This window comes from Sediminicoccus sp. BL-A-41-H5, from assembly GCF_050632405.1.
Lineage (GTDB): Bacteria > Pseudomonadota > Alphaproteobacteria > Acetobacterales > Acetobacteraceae > Roseococcus.
The window spans coordinates 644,682-663,111 of the sequence record NZ_CP192601.1; the positions used below are offsets into that span (position 1 = coordinate 644,682).

The following is an 18,430-nucleotide window of genomic DNA, read 5'->3' on the forward strand; positions in this document are numbered from 1 at the left end:
GGGGGGGTTTGCGCGCCGGCCCCCCCGCCCCTAATAACGGGGCGAATTGGCGGAGTATCCACATGGAAATGCATGGCGAGCGGCAGATTGCCGCCCCGCGCGAGCTGGTCTGGCAAGCGCTGAACGACCCCGAGGCGCTGAAGGCCGCCATTCCGGGCTGCGAATCCATCGAGAAGGTCTCGGACACCGAGCTGACGGCCAAGCTCGCCATCAAGATCGGCCCCATGGCGGCGAAGTTCTCCGCCAAGGTGAAGCTCGAGAACCTGAACCCGCCCGCCAGCTACACCATCAGCGGCGAGGGCAATGGTGGGGCGATGGGCTTCGCCAAGGGCGGCGCCGATGTGGCGCTGGAGGCGATCAGCCCCACCGAGACCCTGCTGAAGTACAGCGTGAAGGCGCAGGTCGGCGGCAAGATGGCGCAGCTCGGCGCGCGCCTGATCGACAGTACCGCCAAGCAGATGGCCGACCAGTTCTTCGACCGCTTTGCCGCGGCCCTGGCCCCCAAGGCCGATGCCGCCACCCCCGGCGCCGCGCCCACCCCCGCCCCCGCGCCGGCCGCCATCTCGATCTTCTCCCTCATCCCCACGGAGTTCATGGGCATGCCTCTCTTCTTCTGGCTCGGCAGCGGCGCGATGCTTTGGGTGCTCTACCTGATCTTCCTCTCCTCGTGAGCAAGGCCCTGCCCGCCGATGTCGCGGCCACCGCGGGCCTGCTCGCGGCCGGCGGCTATGTGGCGGACACGGCGCTGGCCACCACCGTCCATCTCGCTCTCCGCATGGGCCGCCCCCTCTTCCTCGAGGGCGAGCCCGGCACCGGCAAGACCGAGATCGCCAAGGTCCTGGCGGCGCAGCTCCCGCGCAAGCTGGTGCGGCTGCAGTGCTATGACGGTCTTGATCTCTCGGCCGCGGCCTATGAGTGGAACCATGCGCGCCAGCTCATGGCGATCCGCCTCGCCGAGGTCGCGGGCAATGTGGCCGACATCGAAAGCTCGATCTACGACCGGCGCTACCTCGAGTCGCGCCCCCTGCTCCAGGCGCTGGAGGGGGAGCCCGCCGTCCTGCTGATCGACGAGCTGGACCGCGCGGATGAGCCCTTCGAGGCCTTCCTGCTGGAGGTCCTGGCCGATTTCCAGATCACCGTGCCCGAGCTCGGCACGCTGCGCGCGGCGACGCCGCCGGTCGTGATCATCACGTCGAACCGCACGCGCGAGGTGCATGACGCCATCCGCCGCCGCTGCCTCTACCATTGGGTGGACTACCCCGATGCGGCGCGGGAGAAGGCGATCCTGGCGCTCCGCGCGCCGCAGGTGGCGGAAACGCTCTCGGCCCAGGTGGTGTCCTTCGTGCAGAAGCTGCGCGAGGGTGACTACTTCAAGCTGCCCGGCGTGGCCGAGACCATCGACTGGGCCAATGCGCTCTCGGCGCTGAATGCGCGCGAGCTGGAGCCGGCCTCGGTGGATGCGACGCTCGGCGTGCTGCTGAAATACCAGGACGACATCGCCAAGCTGAAGGGCGAGGAGGCGGCGCGGCTGATCGAGGAAAGCCGCGGCCCCGCGTGATGCGGGCGGCGGGCCCGCTACCTGGCGTTCCGGTGGGCGCAGTTCTCGACCGCGACGAAGACCTGCTCCATCGTTACGCCTTGCAGCTGGTAGGGAAAGATCGTCCCTTGCACGTCCACTTCGAAGCGCCCGCGCAGGGACATGATCTGCTGCGCCTCCTGGTTGTTGAGCTCGATGACGCTGCGCTCGCCGATCAGCCGGCCGCGCGTCTGGACCATGCCGCGCGGGGTGGTGACCACCACCGCCACCGCTTGCCGGGTTCCCACGGCCGGCGCCGTGATGATGTAGTTGCGGCCCACATTCCAGAACACGCGGAAGCCGCCGCCGAGCCCGGGAACCAGGCCGAAACAGCGGTCGAAGCGCCCGCCCTCCCAGACGCGCAGGATGTCCACGTTGCCGACGCGCCCGACCTTCTCATCGCGGCGTTGCGCCTGGGCCGTGGGCGCCATGAGGGCACAGGACAGCAGTGCTGCGGCCAGCACGGACGGGAAAATTTTCATATTTTGCCCCTCAACCTCGAGCGGAGCCTAGGGCGGTGCTGATTCCGGGCGCAAGGGAAGCGGAACGTTCCCGGGAGGCATCGGCGGCCCTCGCCCCCAACCTGCTGGCCTTCGTCCGCCTGCTGCGCCGCGCGGGCCTGCAGGTCGGCCCCGGCGATGCGCTGGGCGCGGCGGAGGCGCTGACCCTCATCGAACTCGGCGACAAGGCCAGCCTCCGCGCGGCGCTGAAGGCCACGCTGCTCCGCCGGCACGAACAGGCGGACATCTTCGACGCCGCCTTCGACCTCTTCTGGCGCGACCCGGAGCGCGCGGCCGCGGCCGCCGCGTTTGCCCTGATGGAGGCGCAGAAGCCCGAGGAGAAGTCCAAGCCCGGCGGCCGCCGCATCGCGGAAGCGATGGCGGGCGAGCGCCCCAAGCCCCCGCCGCCCACGCCGGAGGAGCAGCCCCGCCAGCTCGACGCGGCGATGACCGTCTCCGAGCGCGAGCGCCTGCAGACGATGGATTTCGAGGCGATGAGCGCGGCCGAGATCGCCACCGCCAAGCAGGAGATCCGCCGCCTCGTCCTGCCGCTCGATGAACGGCCCACCCGCCGCTTCCGCACCGATCCGCTCGGCCCCCGCGTGGACATGCGGGCCACGCTGCGCGCCACCACGCGCCAGGGCGGCGAGTTCCGGAGCATCCTGCGCCGCCGCCGCATCACGCGCCCGCCGCCGCTCGTCGCCATCTGCGACATCTCGGGCAGCATGGCGCGCTACGCCCAGGTGCTGCTGCACTTCCTGCATGCCGTCACCAATGACCGCGAGCGCGTGCATTCCTTCCTGTTCGGCACGCGGCTCTCCAACATCACCCGCCAGCTGAAGCACCGCGACCCCGAGATCGCCTTCGAGATGGTCTCGCACATGGTGCCCGACTGGTCCGGCGGCACCCGCATCGGCGAGGCTCTGGAGCGTTTCAACCAGGATTGGGGCCGGCGCGTGCTGGGCCAGGGGGCGGTGGTGCTGCTCATCACCGACGGGCTGGACCGCGAGGGCGGGCGGGGTCTTGCCGAAGCCACGGACCGGCTGAAACGCTCCTGCCGGCGGCTGATCTGGCTGAACCCCCTGTTGAGATATGCCGGGTTCCAACCCAAATCCCAGGGCATCAAGGCCATGCTGCCGCATGTGCATGAATTCCGCCCGGTCCATAACCTCGCCAGCCTGCGCGAGTTGATCGAGGCATTGGGGGAGAGGAAGCGTCGATGAGCGAGGATATCCTGACCACCGCCGCCGAATGGGCCGCGGCGGGCGAGCAGGTGGCGCTGGCCACCGTGGTCGAGACCTGGGGCAGCAGCCCGCGCCCGGCCGGCTCCATGCTGGCCATCACCGCCTCGGGCCGCATGGCGGGCTCCGTCTCGGGCGGCTGCATCGAGGGGGCCGTGGCGGACGTTGCCATGCAGGCGATGCGCGACGGCAAGCCGCAACTGCTTGACTTCGGCATCTCGGATGAGCGCGCCTGGGAAGTGGGTCTGGCCTGTGGCGGCAAGCTCAAGGTCTTCGTGGAAAAGCTCGGATGACGCCGGAACTCCTCTCCCGATTGCAGGCGGCCCGCGCGGCGCAGCGCTCCGTCGTGCTGCTGACGCGCCTTTCCGATGGCGAGCAGCATCTCTGGCCCGAGGATGCCCTGCCCGGCACGCTGGCCGAGGCCGCGCAGCAGGCGCTGAACTCGGACCGGACGGCGACCCTCGCCCAGGATGGCGAGAGCTGGTTCCTCCAGCCCTTCAACCCGCCCTTGCGCCTCATCATCATCGGTGCCGTCCACGCCGCCCAGGCGCTGGCGCCCCTGGGTGTGGCCATGGGCTTCGCCGTGACCGTGGTGGACCCGCGCGGCAGCTTCGCGACCGAGGAGCGCTTCCCGGGCGTCATCCTGAACCACGACTGGCCGGATGAGGCGATGGCCGCCCTGGCGCCGGATGCCCGCACCGCCGTGGTCACGCTCACGCATGACCCGAAGCTGGACGACCCGGCGCTGGACGTCGCGCTCAACAGCCCGGCCTTCTACATCGGGGCGCTGGGCAGCAAGCGGACGCATGCGAAGCGCGTGGAGCGCCTGACCGAGATGGGCCATGAGGCGGCCGACATCGCCCGCATCGCGGCCCCCGTCGGCCTCGACATCGGCGCGGTGACGGCGCCCGAGATCGCGCTCTCCATCATCGCGCAGATCGTGGCGCGGCGGCGCGGCAAATGATCTTCGGTCCGACACCCCTGGACGAGGCCGAGGGCGCCATCCTCGCGCACAGCGTCCGCCTGAAGGAGCGTGTGCTGAAGAAGGGCACGGTGCTGGACGTCGATGCCATCGCGGCACTCCGCGCCGCCGGCCTCGGCGAGGTCATCGCCGCCCGCCTCGGCCAGGGCGATGTGCCGGAGGATGAGGCGGCCAGCCGCCTGGCCGACGCCCTGCTCTCCCCCCTCATCGCCCGCAGCCGCGCCGCCACGGGGCGTGTGAACCTGGTGGCGGAGACGACCGGCCTGCTCACCGTGGATGCGGCGCTGGTGGACCGGCTGAACGCGCTGGATGAGAGCATCACGCTGGCGACGCTGCCCAATTTCAGCGTGGTCCAGCCCAAGGAAATGCTGGCCACGCTGAAGATCATCCCCTTCGCCGTTCCGGGGCCGGCCCTGGGCGTCGCGGAGGTGCTGCTCCGGCAACAGGCGCTGCTCACGCTGCACCCCTTCCGGCCGCTCAAGGTGGGCCTTGTCCTCACCGAGCTGCCCGGCGTGAAGGAAAGCGTGATGGAGGGCGCGGTCGAGGTGACGGGCGCGCGCATCGAGGCGCTGATGGGCCGCCTGCTGCCGGTCGAGCGCGTGCGGCACGAGACGGGGGCGGCTGCGGACGCCCTGCGCCGCCTGATGCGCCAGGGCGCCGAGATGCTGCTCATCGCGGGTGCCTCGGCGACCGTGGACCGCCGCGACGTGGGCCCCGCCGCGATCGTGAAGGCGGGCGGGCGCATCGAGCATTTCGGCATGCCGGTGGACCCGGGCAACCTGATCTGCCTGGGCGCCGTGGGCGAGGTGCCGGCCATGGTGCTGCCCGGCTGCGCCCGCAGCCCCAAGCTCAACGGCTTCGACTGGGTGCTGCAGCGCCTCTTCGCCGGGCTGACCGTGCGCGCGCGCGACATCATGGGCATGGGTGTCGGCGGATTGCTCAAGGAAATCGAGACGCGGCCCCTGCCACGGGCCAAGGCGCCGCAATCCCCGCCGCCCGCCAATGCGCCGCGCCGCCCGCGCCAGGTGGCGGGATTGGTGCTGGCCGCCGGCCGCTCGCGCCGCATGGCGCCGCTCAACAAGCTGCTGGTGGCGGATTCCCAGGGGGTCGCCATGGTCACCCGCGTGGTGGACAACGTCATCGCCTCCGGCGTGCGGCCCGTGCTGGTCGTCACCGGGCATGAGCGCGAGCGGGTGGAGGAGGCGCTGTCCGGCCGGCCCATCCTCTTCGTCCATGCCGAGGATTATGCGGAGGGTCTCTCCTCCAGCCTCAAGGCCGGGCTCGCGGCACTCCCGCCCGAGCCCGAGGGCGTGCTGGTGGCGCTGGGCGACATGCCGCTGGTGGACAGCGCCGTGATGGCCCGCCTGCTCGCCGCCTTCGATCCGGAGGAGGGCCGCGCCATCGTCCAGCCCACCTTCCGCGGCAAGCAGGGCAACCCGGTGCTCTGGGGCCGGGAATTCCTGCCGGAGATGATGGCCATCACCGGCGATGTCGGCGCCCGCCAGCTGGTGGGCAAGCATGCCGACCGGCTGATCGAGGTGGAGGTGGCGGATGACGGCGTGCTGCGCGACTTCGACACGGTGGATTCGCTGAAATCGGCGCCCCATTTCAACCACGGGGGCTTCGGCAAGAAGGGCTGAAGCCTAACCCGCCTGGCACTTGGCGCAGGTGCCCTCGACCTCGACCGTCATCCGGCCCGGCTTGAAGCCGGCCCGTGCGGCGGCGGCTTCCAACGCATGGGCCACCGCATGGTCGGTCAGCTCGGTGGTGGCGCCGCAGGTGCCGCAGATGAGGAACTGGTGCTGGTGGTCATGCCCGGCATGCGCATGGCCGGCCTCGATGCAGGGGAGGAAGGCGTTCAGCCGCTCCAGCTTGTGGATCAGGCCCTGCTCCAGCAGGAAATCCAGCGCGCGATAGACGGTGGGCGGGGCCGCCACGCCGCGCTCCTCGCGCAGCTTGTCGAGCAGCGCATAGGCCCCCATCGGCTGCCCCGCCGAGAGCACGAGGCGCAGCACCTGCCGGCGCAGCGGCGTGAGCTGCGTCCCGCGCGCCGCGCATTGCTCGGCCGCCCGGTCCAGGGTCGCTTCGATCTCCATGGGGCCCTCACTTGCGGTTCCGCAATGCCATATAGTGCAGGATGATGACCGGCACCTCCCCTCCCCCGCTGCAAATCCCGAATGCCGAGGCCCGCGCGCGCCTCCTCGCCGCCGTGCGCTTCGACGCGCGGGGCCTGGTGCCCGCCATCGCGCAGCAGCATGACACGGGCGAGGTGCTGATGATGGCCTGGATGAACGCGGAATCCCTGGGCGAGACGCTGGCCACCGGCCGCGCCTGCTACTACAGCCGCAGCCGGGGCGGCCTCTGGCGCAAGGGCGAGAGCTCCGGCCAAGTGCAGCATGTGGTGGATCTGCGCCTCGATTGCGACGGCGACACGCTGCTGCTGCTGGTGGACCAGAAGGGGGTGGCCTGCCACACCGGCCGGCGGAACTGCTTCTTTCTTGCCCCCCGCGACGGCGAATTGACCGAGATCGCCGCCCCGCTCGTCAGCCCCGAAAGCCTCTACGGCGCATGAACCAGATCCCCGTCACCCTGCTCACCGGCTTTCTCGGCGCCGGCAAGACCACGCTGCTCAACCGGCTGCTGCGCGAGCCCGGGATGGCCGGCACCGCCGTGCTGATCAACGAATTCGGCGAGATCGGCCTCGACCACCTGCTGGTGGAGCGCCTGGACGAGGACACGGTGCTGCTCGCCGCCGGCTGCCTCTGCTGCACCATCCGCGGCGATCTCTCCCGCGCCTTGCGGGACCTCGCGGCCCGGCCGCAACCCATCGCGCGCGTGGTGATCGAGACCACGGGCCTGGCCGACCCCGCCCCCATCTTGCAGACCCTGATGGGCGACCCGTTGCTGCTGCGCGATTATCGCCTGGATGGCGTGGTGACGCTGGTGGATGCGGTGCATGGCATGGCCACGCTCGACGAGCAGCCCGAGGCGCTGCGCCAGGCCGCCGTGGCCGACCGCATCGTCGTCACCAAGACCGACCTCGCGGACCCCGCGCCGCTGGTGGCGCGGCTTTCCGCGCTGAACCCGATGGCGCCCATCCTGACGGGCGAGGTGGCGGCCGCACAGCTCATCAACGCCGGGCCTTTCTCCGCCGATGGCAAGCTGCCGCAGATCAGCGACTGGATCGCCGCCGCGGGCCACCATCACCATCACCACCACCACGACGTGAACCTCCACGATGCGCGCATCCGCGCGCTCTGCCTGCGCTTTGAGGCGCCGCTCCCCTGGGAGGGTGTCGCCAGCTACCTGGAGATGATGGCGATGACCCAGGGGCAGCACATGCTGCGGATGAAGGCGGTGCTGAACCTCGCGGGTCAGCGCGGGCCCGTGGTGATGCATGGCGTGCAGCACAGCTTCCACCCGCCCCGCATGCTGGAATCCTGGCCCGAGGGCGATGACCGTTCGAGCCGCCTCGTCTTCATCCTGCGCGACCTGGAGCCGCGCGTGGTCGAGGACGGGTTGCGCGCCTTCCTGAAGGCCGCCGCATGAAGATCGAGACCGTCACCGGCGCCGGCCTGCTGCCGCATGTGCCGGCGCTGGCCCGGCTGCGCGCCACCGTCTTCGCCGAATGGCCCTACCTGTACCAGGCGCCCGAGGGCGAGGAGGCGCGCTACCTCCGGCACTATGCCGAAGACCAGGGGGCCGCGGTGATCCTCGCGCGGGACGGCGAGGAGATCGTGGGCGCCGCCACCTGCCAGCCCATGGCGGCGACGCATGGCCCAGTGCGCGCCTGCTTCGAGGCGTCGGGGCGCAACCCGCTGGAATATGCCTATTTCGGCGAATCCGTGCTGCTGGCCCCCTATCGCGGCCAGGGCCTGGGCGTCGCCTTCTTCGCGGCGCGCGAGGCGCATGCGAAGAGGCTCGGCCTGCCGCTCGCCACCTTCTGCGCCGTGGTCCGCAACAGCAATGACCCGCGCCGGCCGGCCGGCTACACGCCGCTCGACGCCTTCTGGCGCAAGCGCGGCTACACGCATCACCCGGAGCTCTCCTGCGTCTTCGACTGGACCGAGATCGGCGATGCGCGGCCCTCGCCGCACGCGCTCTCCTTCTGGATCAAGGCGCTCGGCCGCGATCGGGAAGGCGCCCCTGCGGCGGAGCGTGAATCGCAGGCCCAGCCATGAGACTGGCCACGCTCGCCTGGCCGGTGCAGCCCACGCCCGATGTCGCGGCCTATGCAGCCAAGCTCGACCATTGGGCGGCGCAGGCCAAGGCTGGCGGTGCGGAGCTGCTGCACATGCCCGAATATGCCTGCGTGGAACTGGGCGCCGCACTGGCCGGCGGCGCGCCCGATGCCGCGACGGAACTGCGCGCGATGGTGGACCACGCGGATGCCATCCTCGCCGCGATGCGCGAGGCGGCCCGCCGCCATGCCCTGTGGCTGCAGCCGGGCACGCTGCCCATGCGGGACGGCGCGCGCATCATCAACCGCGCGCCGTTGATCACGCCCGACGGCAGCCTCGCCTTCCAGGACAAGCGCATGATGACGCGCTTCGAGGATGAGCGCTGGGGCATCTCGGCCGGCGCCCCGCCCATGGTGTTCGAGACCCCCTGGGGCCTGATCGGCATCGCCATCTGCTACGATGCGGAATTCCCCAAGCTCGTCCGCGCGCAGGTGGAAGCTGGCGCCTGGCTCATCCTGGTGCCCACCTGCACCGACACGCTGCACGGCTTCCACCGCGTGCGCATCGGTGCCGCGGCGCGCGCCATGGAGAACCAGTGCTTCGTGGCCCTCGCCCCCACGGTCGGGGGCTTCGCGGCCTCGGTGGCCCTCGATGAGAATCACGGCGCCGCCAGCGTCTTCGGCCCCGTGGATCGCGGCTTCGCCGAGGATGGCGTGGTCGCGGCCAACCCGCTCGACGCGCCGGGCCTCCTCTTCACCGATCTCGACCCCACGCGGCTCGAGGCGGTGCGCGCCGATGGCGCGGTGCGCAACCACCGCGACTGGCCGCGCGCGCCCATCCCCCGCCCCGCGCCAGCCCTCTTCGCATGACCTTGCTCTACATCGCCGCCGGCGAGGCCTCGGGCGACATCCTCGGCGCGCGCCTGATCAGGGCGCTGCGGGCGCGCGACGCCAGCCTGGAATTCGCCGGCATCGGCGGGGAGCGCATGGCCGAGCAGGGCTTCGCCTCCCTCTTCGACATCCGCGAACTGGCGCTGATGGGCCTGGCCGAGGTGCTGCCCAGCATCCTCCGCCTGAAGCGCCGCATGGAGGAGACGGTGGCCGACATCACCGCCCGCCGCCCGCGCCTCATCATCACCATAGACAGCCCGGGCTTCACGCTGCGCCTGGCCGCGCGCGTGCGGCACCTCGGCATCCCGGTCATCCATTACGTCGCCCCCCAGGTCTGGGCCTGGCGGCCGGGGCGCGTAAAGAAGATCGCCAGGCGCGTGGACCGCATCCTCGCCCTGCTGCCCTTCGAGGCGCCGATCTTCGAGGCGGCCGGCATCCCCGTGGATTTCGTGGGCCACCCCATCCTGGAGAGCGAGGCCGCGCACGGCGTGGCCGCGAACGCGCCCGGTGAGGGCCGCCGCCTCATCATCATGCCCGGCAGCCGGCGCGGCGAGGTGAAGCGGCTGCTGCCCATCTTCGCCGAATCGCTGAAGCGCCTGCCCGCGGACATCCACCCCATCATCGGCCTGGCGGGCACGGTGGAGGAGACGGTGCGCGCACGGGCGGGCGAATGGGGCCGGCCGGTCAGCATGGTCCGCAGCCCGCAGGACAAGGCCGATGCCTTCGCGGCCGCCCGGGCGGGGCTGATCAAATCCGGCACCTCCTCGCTCGAGGCCGCGGTCGCCGGCCTGCCGCATGTCATCGCCTATACCTTCAACCCGGCCACCAACTTCATCATCCGCCGGCTGTTCCGGCTGAAATACGCGAGCCTCGTGAACCTGCTGCTGGATGAGCCGGTGGTCCCCGAATTCCTGCTGCCGCATTGCGAGCCGGTGCGAATCTCCGCCGGGCTCAGGACGCTCTTCGAGGAGGATGAGGCGGTGGCCCGCCAGCGGGACGGCTTCGCCCGTGCCCTCGCCCGGCTGCGCCCCGAACACGGCCTGCCGAGCGAGGCGGCGGCGGAGGCCGTGCTCAGGCAGCTTTGACGCGGCCGCGCGCTCGGCTACCATTTTTATATGCTTGAGCTCCGCGGCATCACCAGAAAGTTCAAAATCGGTCCTACCGAGCGCACGGTGCTGCACGGCATCGACCTTGACCTGGCGGCCGGCGAGCTGGTCTCGCTGATGGGCGGCTCGGGCTCGGGCAAGACGACCTTCATGAACATCGTGGGCCTGCTGGATCGCCCCAGCTCGGGCACCTACCGCATCCGCGGCGAGAATGTGCTGGCGGCCGAGGCCGATGCGCAATCGGCCATGCGCAACAAGATGATCGGCTTCGTCTTCCAGCAATTCTTCCTGATGCCGCGCCTCAATGCCTGGCGGAACGTGGCCCTGCCGCTGATGTATCGCGGCACGCCGGAGGCCGAGGCGCGCCGCCGGGCCGAGGTGATGCTGGAACGCGTGGGTCTCGGCCAGCACCTGAACCACGTGCCCAACATGCTCTCGGGCGGGCAGAAGCAGCGCGTCGCCATCGCCCGCGCCCTGGTGGGCGAGCCCGCCATCCTGCTGGCCGATGAACCCACCGGCGCCCTCGACCCCACGGTGAGCCGCGAGATCATGGGCCTCTTCGAGGAGATCAACCGTGACCTCGGCGTGCTGGTGCTCATCATCACGCATGACCCGGGTGTGGCCGCCCGCTGCCGCCGCCGGCTCGTGCTGAAGCAGGGGCGCCTCGAAGACCAGATGGCGCTCGAGCACGCATGAGCGCCGGGGCTTCAGCATGATCCGGCAAACCCTGATGGAAGCGGCCGGGAACCTGCTCGCCTCCTGGCAGCGCAGCCTGCTCGCGCTCATCGGCATCGTCGTCGGCGCCGGCGCCGTCATCTCCATGCTGCATGCCGGCACCATGGCCCGGCAGGAGACCATCCGGCAGTTCCGCCAGATGGGCACCGACACGCTGGTCCTGCGCGCCGACAGCCCGACCGGCCTCGGCAATTTCCGGCTGGGCGACATTGAGAGCGTGCCGCTCATGGTGCCGACCGTGGGCGAGATCGCGCCCTTCATGATCGGCGGCGGCCCCATCTCCTATGAGGGGCAGACGCGAAACGCCGGGTTCATCGGCGCCACCGGCAGCTTCGCCGATGTGGGCCGCCTGCCCATGGCCGAGGGCCGCTTCCTCTCGCCGCATGACCGTTTCGAGCTGCATGCGGTGCTGGGCTCCGACCTCGCGCAGCAGCTCTCCACCCCCTTCTCGCCCATCCGCGTTGGCTCGCAGATCCGGGTCAGCCGCTACATCTTCACCGTGATCGGCATCATCGAGCCGGTGCTGATGAACCCCATGCTGCCGATGGACGTGAACGGCACACTCTTCCTCTCCCTGCCCAATGCGCGGCGGGTCATGGCGGCCCCCGCGCTGTCGATGGCGGTCGCCCGCCTGCGCGGCGACGCCGACCCCGAGCTGGCGGCGCAGCAATTGCAGCAGCATCTGGGGCCGGGGATGCGGGATTCCACGCTGAACGTGCTCTCCGCGCGCCAGCTCATCGCCGGCATGAACAGCCAGGTGCGGCTGGTGGCGCTGCTGCTCGGCGCGGTGGGCAGCATCGCGCTGGTGCTGGGCGGCGTGGGGGTGATGAACATCATGCTGATGTCGGTCGCCGAGCGGAAGCGCGAGATCGGCATCCGGCTGGCCATCGGCGCGCGGCGGCGCGATGTTCGGCGGCTGTTTCTCAGCGAGGCGCTGATCCTCTCCCTGCTGGGGGCGGCGCTTGGCGTGGCGCTCGGCTATGCGGGCGGCGTGGGCTTCGCCTGGATGTCGGGCTGGCCCGTGCATTTCTCGCCCGTCGCGGCCCCGCTGGGGGCCGGCGTCTCGCTCGCCGTCGGCGTGTTCTTCGGCTTCTACCCGGCCGTCATGGCCGCCCGGCTGGACCCGATCGAGGCGCTAAGATCGGAGTGAAGGTCGAGGGGTCCGGCAGGGCGATCGGCGGGTCCCCGGTCAGTTCCATCACGGCGGGCAGCGGCGGCAGCGGCGCGTTCACCGGCTCGAAGCTCGCGCCGATGACCGGCTCGCGCAGCGTCGAGGGCGGCGCGCAGGCCGGGACCAGCAGGAGCAGCAGGAGCGACACGGCGCGCGCGCGAATCATGCCCCAAGGGAACACCACACCGCGCCCGCGGTCGAGGGGGACGATCCCGCCGATCGGCAAGACCCATGGCCGGGTGGCTTGCGGCGGACGCCCCGAGAGTGGAATAGTTTATACCAGAGCGCAAAAAGGAGACGTTGCGATGCAGGGAGGCGCGATGCAGGGAGGCAGGGCGATCCTCGGTGCGGCGCTGGTCCTGTGCGCCATCCCACTCGCCATCTCGCCCGCCGGGGCGCAGCAGGCGCGCGAACGGCCGCCGGCGCGTGCCAACACCACCATGCCCACGGCCAACATGCCCGAGGGCAGCATCCCGCTGACCCTGCCCGAGGCCGTCTTCCTGGCGCTGCGCAGCAACCGAGCCATCCGCAGCCAATATCTGCAGCGCGTGGCCGACCGCTTCTCGCTGCGCGTGGCGGAGGCGACCTTCGATCCGCGCTTCGGCGTCACCGGCGGCGTCACCCGCTCGCGCAGCAATGGCGTGAACCTGACCCAGGCGACGCTGGGCCCCGTCGTGAACATCGCGGCCCCCACGGGCGCGCAGTTCCAGTTCGGCTGGCTCGGCGTGCAGAGCAACACGCGCGGCCAGAGCCCGAGCGGCCAGGGGCGCGCCACCTTCCAGGTGATCCAGCCCCTGCTCGCCGGTGGCGGCGTGGATTTCGCCATGGCCCCGGTGCGCATCGCGCGCATCCAGGAGGAGAACAGCAAGCTCCAGCTCAAGGCGCTGGTCTCGGACCAGATCACCCAGACCATCACGAGCTACCGGACGCTGCTGCAGGCGCAGGAGCAGCTGCGCATCGCGACCGAAGCCCTTCGGCGCGCGCGGGAACTCGCCAGCGTGAACCAGGCGCTCTTCACCGCGGGCCGCCTCGCGCAGGTGGAGCTCATCCAGGCCGAGACCAGCATCGCGCAGCAGGAGCTCCAGCTCGTCGGCGCGCGCAACCAGCATGAGGCGGCGCGCCTCGCGCTGCTCACGCTGCTCGCCGTGAACCAGAACCAGAAGATCTGGGCAGTGGAGCGGCCGGCCGCCGAATCCGCGCGCGTGAATCCGCAGCGCGCGCTCGATGTCGCCGCCGCCAACCAGCCCGATTATCTCCGCACGCTGCTGGCGGTGGAGATCAACCGCATCAACCTCGATGTCGCGCGCAACCAGCGCCTGTGGGATGTCTCGCTGGTCGCCGGCACGGGCTGGGCGGCGCAGCGGGCGGAGCTGGCCCGCACGCTGGGCGCGCTGGCCGAGGTCCGCAACGACTTCAATGTGGGCCTGCAGGTCAATATCCCGATCGGCCAGATCGCGCGCGAGCAGCCGGAGGTGAACGCCACCATCGCGCTCCGCCAGTCCGAGCTCGCCATCGAGCAGGCGCGCGACCGGCTGCGCCAGGCGGTGGAGGACATCGTCCGAAACATCGACACGCTGCGCCGCCAGGCCGAGCTGGCGCGCCGCGCCCGCGAACTGGCCGGGCAGCAGCTGGAGGCGGAACTGGTGAAGCTCCAGGCGGGCCGCTCCTCCAACTTCCAGGTCGTCTCCTTCCAGGGCTCGCTCCAATCGGCCGAGAGCGCGGAGCTTTCGGCCGTGATCGCCTATGCCAATGCGCTCACGCAGCTCGACCAGGTGCTGGGCACCACGCTCGACACATGGCGGATCTCCCTGAATGACTGATGCGGCTGCGGGCCCCGCCGGGCCCGGTTTCGAGGACATCGCGCGGCTCGCCGCCCTGCTCTGCCGCGTGCCCATCGCGGCCGTCGTCCTGCGCGACCAGGGCATCGCCGCCGTGACCGGCGCCGCGCTGGCCGACGAGCCCTTCAGCGCCGCGCTCGGCGAGGCGCTGGCCGAGATCGCCGATCTCGCCGCCGATCCGCGCTTCGCGGGGCATGCCCTCGTCACCGGCGAGCAGGCGCTGCGCTTCGCCGCCATCGCGCCCCTGCCGCTCGGCCGCGGCGCCGTGCTGGTGCTGGACCGCGCGCCGCGCCGGCTGACCGAGGCCGAGCGCGAGGGCCTGGGGCGCCTGGCCAGCCGCGCCGCCGCCGAGCTGGAGACCGCCGAGCGAGACGCGGCACGCCGCGGGCGCGACGAGAGCCTCGCCCTCGATTATCGCCGCGCGCTGGACGTGATGACGGATGGCGTGCTGGCCATCGGCCCCGATGCGCGGGTGATGACGGTGAACCCCGCCGCCGCCCGCATGCTGGGCATTGATGCCGAGGCGGCGATCGGCCAGAGCCTCGCGCTCCTGCTGAGCGAGCGTGACGGCACGGACGACTTCATCGATGCCGTGCTCGCCCCCCTGCAGGAGGATGAGGCGCCGCAGGGCCGCCGCGTGCTGGACTTCCCGGGCGAGCGCCGCCTCTCGGTCGAAGCCACGAGCTGGCGCGTGCAGACCGGGCCGCATGCCGGGCGCCCGGCCATCACCGCCGTCTTCACCGACGTGACCGAGACCGAGCGCCTGCAGGCCGAGCTCGCCTCGCAATTCACGCAACTGCAGGATGCCTTCCTCAAGCTCGAGGATTCGGCCGCGCGCTCGGCCCGCATCGCACGGCGAATCGCGGCGCTGCGGATCGCGGCCGTGGCCGCCGCCTTCCTCGGCGTCTTCGGCGTCGCCGCCTGGACCTGGTTCTCGCCCAGCGGCCCCGAGGAATCCGCGGCCGGCGGCGCGGGCGGCGCGATCACCATGACGGCCACGGCCCAGCCCGTCAGCGCGCGCATCGCCGTCGTCGGCGTGCTGGAGCCCGGCGCCAATGTCAGCGTCGTCGCCCCCTATGATGGCACGGTGCGCGAGCGCCTGTTCCGCTATGGCGGCGCCGTCAGGCAGGGCGAGGTGCTGCTGCGGATGGATCGCGGCGATGTGGAGACCCGCCTGCGCGAAGCGCGCGCGGCCGAGATCCGCGCCCGGCAGCGCGTGGAAGAACTGCGCGGCTGGGCCAATGGCTTCGAGGTGGCGCGCGCGCGGCGGCAATTGGCGGCGGCCGAGCTGGAGACGACGAACTTGCGCGCGCGCGTCCAGCAGAGCCAGATGCTGCTGAGCCGCGGCATCATCCCGGCCGAGGAGCACCGCAACCTCATCCAGCAGCAGCGCAACCAGGAACTCCAGCTGCAAGCCGCGCAGCAGGATCTGGCCGCCACGATGGAGCGCGGCAGCGAACTGCACCTGCGCACCGCCGAGCTCGAACTGGCCAATGCCGAGACCCGCGTGCGGGAACTGGAGACCGACCTCGGCAATGCGGAGGTGCGCGCCCCCGTCTCCGGCGTCGTGCTCATGCCGCCCGAGCGCCAGGGCGGCCAGGGCCGTGCGGAGACCATCGAAGTCGGCTCCCGCGTCTCGCGCGGACAGACCATGTTCGGCATTGGCGACCTCGCGGGCTTCCTGGTGCGCGGCCAGGTGGACGAGATCGACGTGAACCAGGTGCGGCCGGGCCAGAGCGTGACCGTCACCGGCGATGCCTTCGCGGGCGAGGTGCTGTCGGGCCGCGTCGCCTCCGTCGCGGCCCAGGCCAGCGCCGACCAGGGCGGCATGGGCCGCGGCATGCCGAATTTCGCCGTCAGCATCGCCATCACCGACCTGACGCCCGAGCAGCGCGCGCGGCTGGCCGTCGGCATGTCGGCCAGCCTCTCCATCATCACGCATGAGCGGGAGGATGCAGTTGTGCTGCCGCCCAACGCGATCCGCGACGAAGGCGGGAGCCGTGTGGTGCGCGTGCGCGAGGGCGGGCGCGTCGTCTCGCGGCCGGTGACGCTCGGCATCAGCACGCCCGAGGGCGTGGAGATCCGCGAGGGCCTCTCGCCCGGGGATGTGATCGTGCTACGGGAGTAGCCATGGCCACGAACATCCCCTCGCCCGCCCATGGCCGGTGAGCCGCCGGGCTGGCTGCGGCGCGTGCTGCGGCGCAGCCCCGAGCCGGCACCCGGCTTTACCGGCCCGCGCCGCTACGTCACCGCCGCGCAGGATCGCTACGAGGCGCTGGTGGCGGCCGCCGAGGCCTATACCTGGAAGATCCCGCCCGAGCATCGCACCGGTCTGCTGCTGAAGCCGCTCGACGCAACGCGCGGGCATGCCCACTATTTCCGCGCCATCTACAACGCGCTGAACATCATCCAGAAGCTCGACCTGCCGGGCGGCACCATCGTGGATGCGGGTGCCGGCCCCGGCTGGCTGGCCGAGCAGTTCCTGATGATCGGCTACCGCGTCATCCTGCTGGAGCCGAGCCAGGACATGCTCGACATCGCGCGCCAGCGGATCGAGCGCGCCTCGGCCAAATGGGACATCGACATGCTGGCGCGCGCGGAATTCCTGCGCGGCACGATGGAGAGCCTGCCGCCGGAGCTCGAAGGCTCAGGCCGCGCGGATGCCGTGGTGTTCTACGAGGCCTGGCATCACGTGATCGACGAGGCGAAGGCCGCGCGCAACGTCTTCGGCCTGCTGGCGCCAGGCGGGCGGATGGCGGTGCTGGGTGAGAGCCGCTGGAACCCCGGCGACCGCGCGCTGGAGGCAGAGCTGGACGCCGAGATGGAACGCTACGGCACGCTGGAGAGCCCCTTCGCGCGCGACTACCTGACGCATCTGCTGCGCGAGACGGGCTTCACCGAAATCGAGTTCCTGCACAGCGTCAACGGCTTCTTCCCGGCCGGCCAGGGACAGCGCACCATTGCGGAGGCGGCGGGCGACGGGCATGAGCGCGGCTGGAACACCTGCGTGGCGCGGCGCCCGCCCGCGCTGCGGCCCGGTGGGCTTGATCCGGAGCTGACCTCGGCGCGCTTCGCCGTGGTCGAGGCGCGCGAGCCCCGCCCCGGCACGCTGCGCGTGGTGCTGCGCGCCGAGAACACCGGCCAGACCACCTGGCGCGCCAGGGCCGAACGCGAGGAGGGCTTGGTCACGATGGGTGCCACCGGCAGCCTCGCCTCCGGCGCGGGCGAGATGGAGCTGATGGCGCGCGGCGCGCTGGAGCGCGACGTGGCGCCGGGCGAGAGCGTGGTCATCACCGGGGAATTCCCGCTGGGCGACCGGCAGCCGCCCTATCACGCGAGCCTGGTGGCGGAAGGCGCCTTCTGGTTCCGCGAGCGGGTCCGCCTGCCCTTTCCCTGACCTCCCTCAGTTCCGGAAGGAAGGGTCCAACCGGTCGAGACGGCGCAGCAGCGCGGGCCATTCCATCACGCCATAGGGGCGGCGCGTCTGCGGCTGGTAGTTCATGTAGGTCTCGTCCAGCACATGCTGCGGCACCTGGATGATCTTCGCGTTGCAGGCGAGTGCGGCGAGTTGCGCCCGGCAGGAGAGTTCCAGGCGGTGCATCGCGTTGAAGGCCTCGGCGATGGTCTTGCCCACCGTCAGCAGGCCATGGTTGCGCAGGATGAGCGCATTGTTGGTGCCGAGATCCTCGACGAGCTTCGCCTGCATCGCGGTGTCGAGCACGACGCCCGCATAATCGTGATAGCCGATCTTGAGGAAGCGCATCGCCGTCTGGTTCATCGGCAGGAGGCCGCATTCCAGCGAGGAGACGGCCATGCCCGGCCAGGTGTGCGTGTGGATCACGCAATCGATCTCGTGGCTCGCCTCATGGATCGCGCCATGGATGACGAAGCCCGCTCGGTTCACGCCGTAGTTCAGCTCGCCGAAATCGGGCTTGAGCAGGATATTGCCCTTCACGTCGATCTTGATGAGGGAGGAGGCGGTGATCTCCTCATAGAGCAGGCCATAGGCGTTGATGAGGAAGGCACCGTCCTCGCCCGGCACGCGGCAGGAGATGTGGTTCGCGATCATGTCGCTCATGCCGTAGAGCGCGATCAGGCGGTAGCAGGCGGCGAGGTTCACGCGGGCCTGCCACTCGGCGGGCGAGACCTTGTCGCGCAGCGAGGGGATGTCCAGGACGGGCATGGGGGATTGTTCGAGCATTGTCATTCC

At 71.0% G+C, this 18,430-nt stretch carries 20 protein-coding genes; 16 read left to right on the forward strand and 4 right to left on the reverse strand.

Features of this window, described 5'->3' with window-relative positions; genetic code table 11:
- The first annotated feature begins 62 nt into the window (after positions 1 to 62).
- Positions 63 to 671 (forward strand): SRPBCC family protein, encoded by a 609-nt coding sequence (locus ACQ860_RS03255; RefSeq protein ID WP_431301976.1) that lies wholly within the window; start codon positions 63 to 65, stop codon positions 669 to 671.
- Complete coding sequence (locus tag ACQ860_RS03260; protein ID WP_431301977.1) at positions 668 to 1,558, forward strand: AAA family ATPase; 891 nt, start codon at positions 668 to 670, stop codon at positions 1,556 to 1,558. The genes ACQ860_RS03255 and ACQ860_RS03260 overlap by 4 nt, the downstream gene beginning before the upstream one ends.
- Positions 1,559 to 1,575: 17 nt before the next feature.
- Here the strand turns inward: ACQ860_RS03260 and ACQ860_RS03265 are convergent, their stop codons facing one another.
- Positions 1,576 to 2,040 carry a hypothetical protein gene (locus ACQ860_RS03265; RefSeq protein ID WP_431301978.1) on the reverse strand — a complete coding sequence of 155 codons (465 nt, stop codon included), beginning with the start codon at positions 2,038 to 2,040 and terminating at the stop codon, positions 1,576 to 1,578.
- Between the two features lie 53 nt (positions 2,041 to 2,093).
- Between ACQ860_RS03265 and ACQ860_RS03270 the strand changes: the two genes are divergently transcribed.
- The 4 genes from ACQ860_RS03270 to ACQ860_RS03285 are packed head-to-tail and all read left to right on the forward strand — an operon-like array spanning position 2,094 to position 5,939.
- Positions 2,094 to 3,299: a vWA domain-containing protein gene (locus ACQ860_RS03270; protein WP_431301979.1), complete on the forward strand. Its 1,206-nt coding sequence runs from the start codon at positions 2,094 to 2,096 to the stop codon at positions 3,297 to 3,299.
- Positions 3,296 to 3,610 carry an XdhC family protein gene (locus tag ACQ860_RS03275; protein WP_213612058.1) on the forward strand — a complete coding sequence of 105 codons (315 nt, stop codon included), beginning with the start codon at positions 3,296 to 3,298 and terminating at the stop codon, positions 3,608 to 3,610. The genes ACQ860_RS03270 and ACQ860_RS03275 overlap by 4 nt, the downstream gene beginning before the upstream one ends.
- Entirely contained in the window at positions 3,607 to 4,281 is a 675-nt protein-coding gene (locus ACQ860_RS03280; protein WP_431301980.1) for an XdhC family protein, read from the forward strand. Before ACQ860_RS03275 ends, ACQ860_RS03280 begins: the two co-directional genes overlap by 4 nt.
- Positions 4,278 to 5,939 carry an NTP transferase domain-containing protein gene (locus ACQ860_RS03285; protein WP_431301981.1) on the forward strand — a complete coding sequence of 554 codons (1,662 nt, stop codon included), beginning with the start codon at positions 4,278 to 4,280 and terminating at the stop codon, positions 5,937 to 5,939. Before ACQ860_RS03280 ends, ACQ860_RS03285 begins: the two co-directional genes overlap by 4 nt.
- 3 nt (positions 5,940 to 5,942) lie before the next feature.
- On the opposite strand, the gene ACQ860_RS03290 is transcribed toward ACQ860_RS03285, so the two are convergent.
- Positions 5,943 to 6,395, reverse strand: coding sequence for a Fur family transcriptional regulator (locus ACQ860_RS03290; protein ID WP_431301982.1), 453 nt, complete (start codon positions 6,393 to 6,395; stop codon positions 5,943 to 5,945).
- Positions 6,396 to 6,439: 44 nt separating this feature from the next.
- On the opposite strand from ACQ860_RS03290, the gene hisI reads away from it, so the two are divergent.
- Genes hisI through ACQ860_RS03325 form a run of 7 tightly spaced genes read left to right on the forward strand, consistent with a single transcriptional unit; the run spans position 6,440 to position 12,361 of the window.
- Entirely contained in the window at positions 6,440 to 6,871 is a 432-nt protein-coding gene (gene hisI / locus ACQ860_RS03295; RefSeq protein ID WP_431301983.1) for a phosphoribosyl-AMP cyclohydrolase, read from the forward strand.
- Complete coding sequence (locus ACQ860_RS03300; RefSeq protein WP_431301984.1) at positions 6,868 to 7,848, forward strand: CobW family GTP-binding protein; 981 nt, start codon at positions 6,868 to 6,870, stop codon at positions 7,846 to 7,848. Before hisI ends, ACQ860_RS03300 begins: the two co-directional genes overlap by 4 nt.
- Positions 7,845 to 8,480 (forward strand): GNAT family N-acetyltransferase, encoded by a 636-nt coding sequence (locus tag ACQ860_RS03305; protein WP_431301985.1) that lies wholly within the window; start codon positions 7,845 to 7,847, stop codon positions 8,478 to 8,480. The genes ACQ860_RS03300 and ACQ860_RS03305 overlap by 4 nt, the downstream gene beginning before the upstream one ends.
- Complete coding sequence (locus ACQ860_RS03310; RefSeq protein ID WP_431301986.1) at positions 8,477 to 9,349, forward strand: carbon-nitrogen hydrolase family protein; 873 nt, start codon at positions 8,477 to 8,479, stop codon at positions 9,347 to 9,349. Before ACQ860_RS03305 ends, ACQ860_RS03310 begins: the two co-directional genes overlap by 4 nt.
- Positions 9,346 to 10,455: a lipid-A-disaccharide synthase gene (gene lpxB, locus ACQ860_RS03315; protein ID WP_431301987.1), complete on the forward strand. Its 1,110-nt coding sequence runs from the start codon at positions 9,346 to 9,348 to the stop codon at positions 10,453 to 10,455. The genes ACQ860_RS03310 and lpxB overlap by 4 nt, the downstream gene beginning before the upstream one ends.
- A gap of 30 nt (positions 10,456 to 10,485) precedes the next feature.
- Positions 10,486 to 11,172 carry an ABC transporter ATP-binding protein gene (locus ACQ860_RS03320; RefSeq protein ID WP_431301988.1) on the forward strand — a complete coding sequence of 229 codons (687 nt, stop codon included), beginning with the start codon at positions 10,486 to 10,488 and terminating at the stop codon, positions 11,170 to 11,172.
- A 16-nt stretch (positions 11,173 to 11,188) separates the two neighbouring features.
- On the forward strand, positions 11,189 to 12,361 hold the full coding sequence (locus tag ACQ860_RS03325; RefSeq protein WP_431301989.1) for an ABC transporter permease: 1,173 nt from the start codon (positions 11,189 to 11,191) through the stop codon (positions 12,359 to 12,361).
- Here the strand turns inward: ACQ860_RS03325 and ACQ860_RS03330 are convergent.
- On the reverse strand, positions 12,315 to 12,530 hold the full coding sequence (locus ACQ860_RS03330; RefSeq protein WP_431301990.1) for a hypothetical protein: 216 nt from the start codon (positions 12,528 to 12,530) through the stop codon (positions 12,315 to 12,317). The genes ACQ860_RS03325 and ACQ860_RS03330 overlap by 47 nt on opposite strands.
- Positions 12,531 to 12,702: 172 nt before the next feature.
- On the opposite strand from ACQ860_RS03330, the gene ACQ860_RS03335 reads away from it, so the two are divergent.
- The 3 genes from ACQ860_RS03335 to ACQ860_RS03345 are packed head-to-tail and all read left to right on the forward strand — an operon-like array spanning position 12,703 to position 17,617.
- A complete protein-coding gene (locus ACQ860_RS03335; protein ID WP_431301991.1) occupies positions 12,703 to 14,202 on the forward strand; it encodes a TolC family protein in 1,500 nt (499 codons plus the stop codon).
- Positions 14,195 to 16,348 carry an HlyD family efflux transporter periplasmic adaptor subunit gene (locus tag ACQ860_RS03340; protein WP_431301992.1) on the forward strand — a complete coding sequence of 718 codons (2,154 nt, stop codon included), beginning with the start codon at positions 14,195 to 14,197 and terminating at the stop codon, positions 16,346 to 16,348. Before ACQ860_RS03335 ends, ACQ860_RS03340 begins: the two co-directional genes overlap by 8 nt.
- Positions 16,349 to 16,378: 30 nt before the next feature.
- The gene (locus ACQ860_RS03345) at positions 16,379 to 17,617 is read left to right on the forward strand and encodes a class I SAM-dependent methyltransferase (protein WP_431301993.1); all 1,239 of its coding nucleotides are present in this window, start codon (positions 16,379 to 16,381) and stop codon (positions 17,615 to 17,617) included.
- 6 nt (positions 17,618 to 17,623) lie between these two features.
- Here the strand turns inward: ACQ860_RS03345 and ACQ860_RS03350 are convergent, their stop codons facing one another.
- Entirely contained in the window at positions 17,624 to 18,421 is a 798-nt protein-coding gene (locus ACQ860_RS03350) for a class II aldolase/adducin family protein (RefSeq protein ID WP_431301994.1), read from the reverse strand.
- Positions 18,422 to 18,430: the final 9 nt, after the last annotated feature.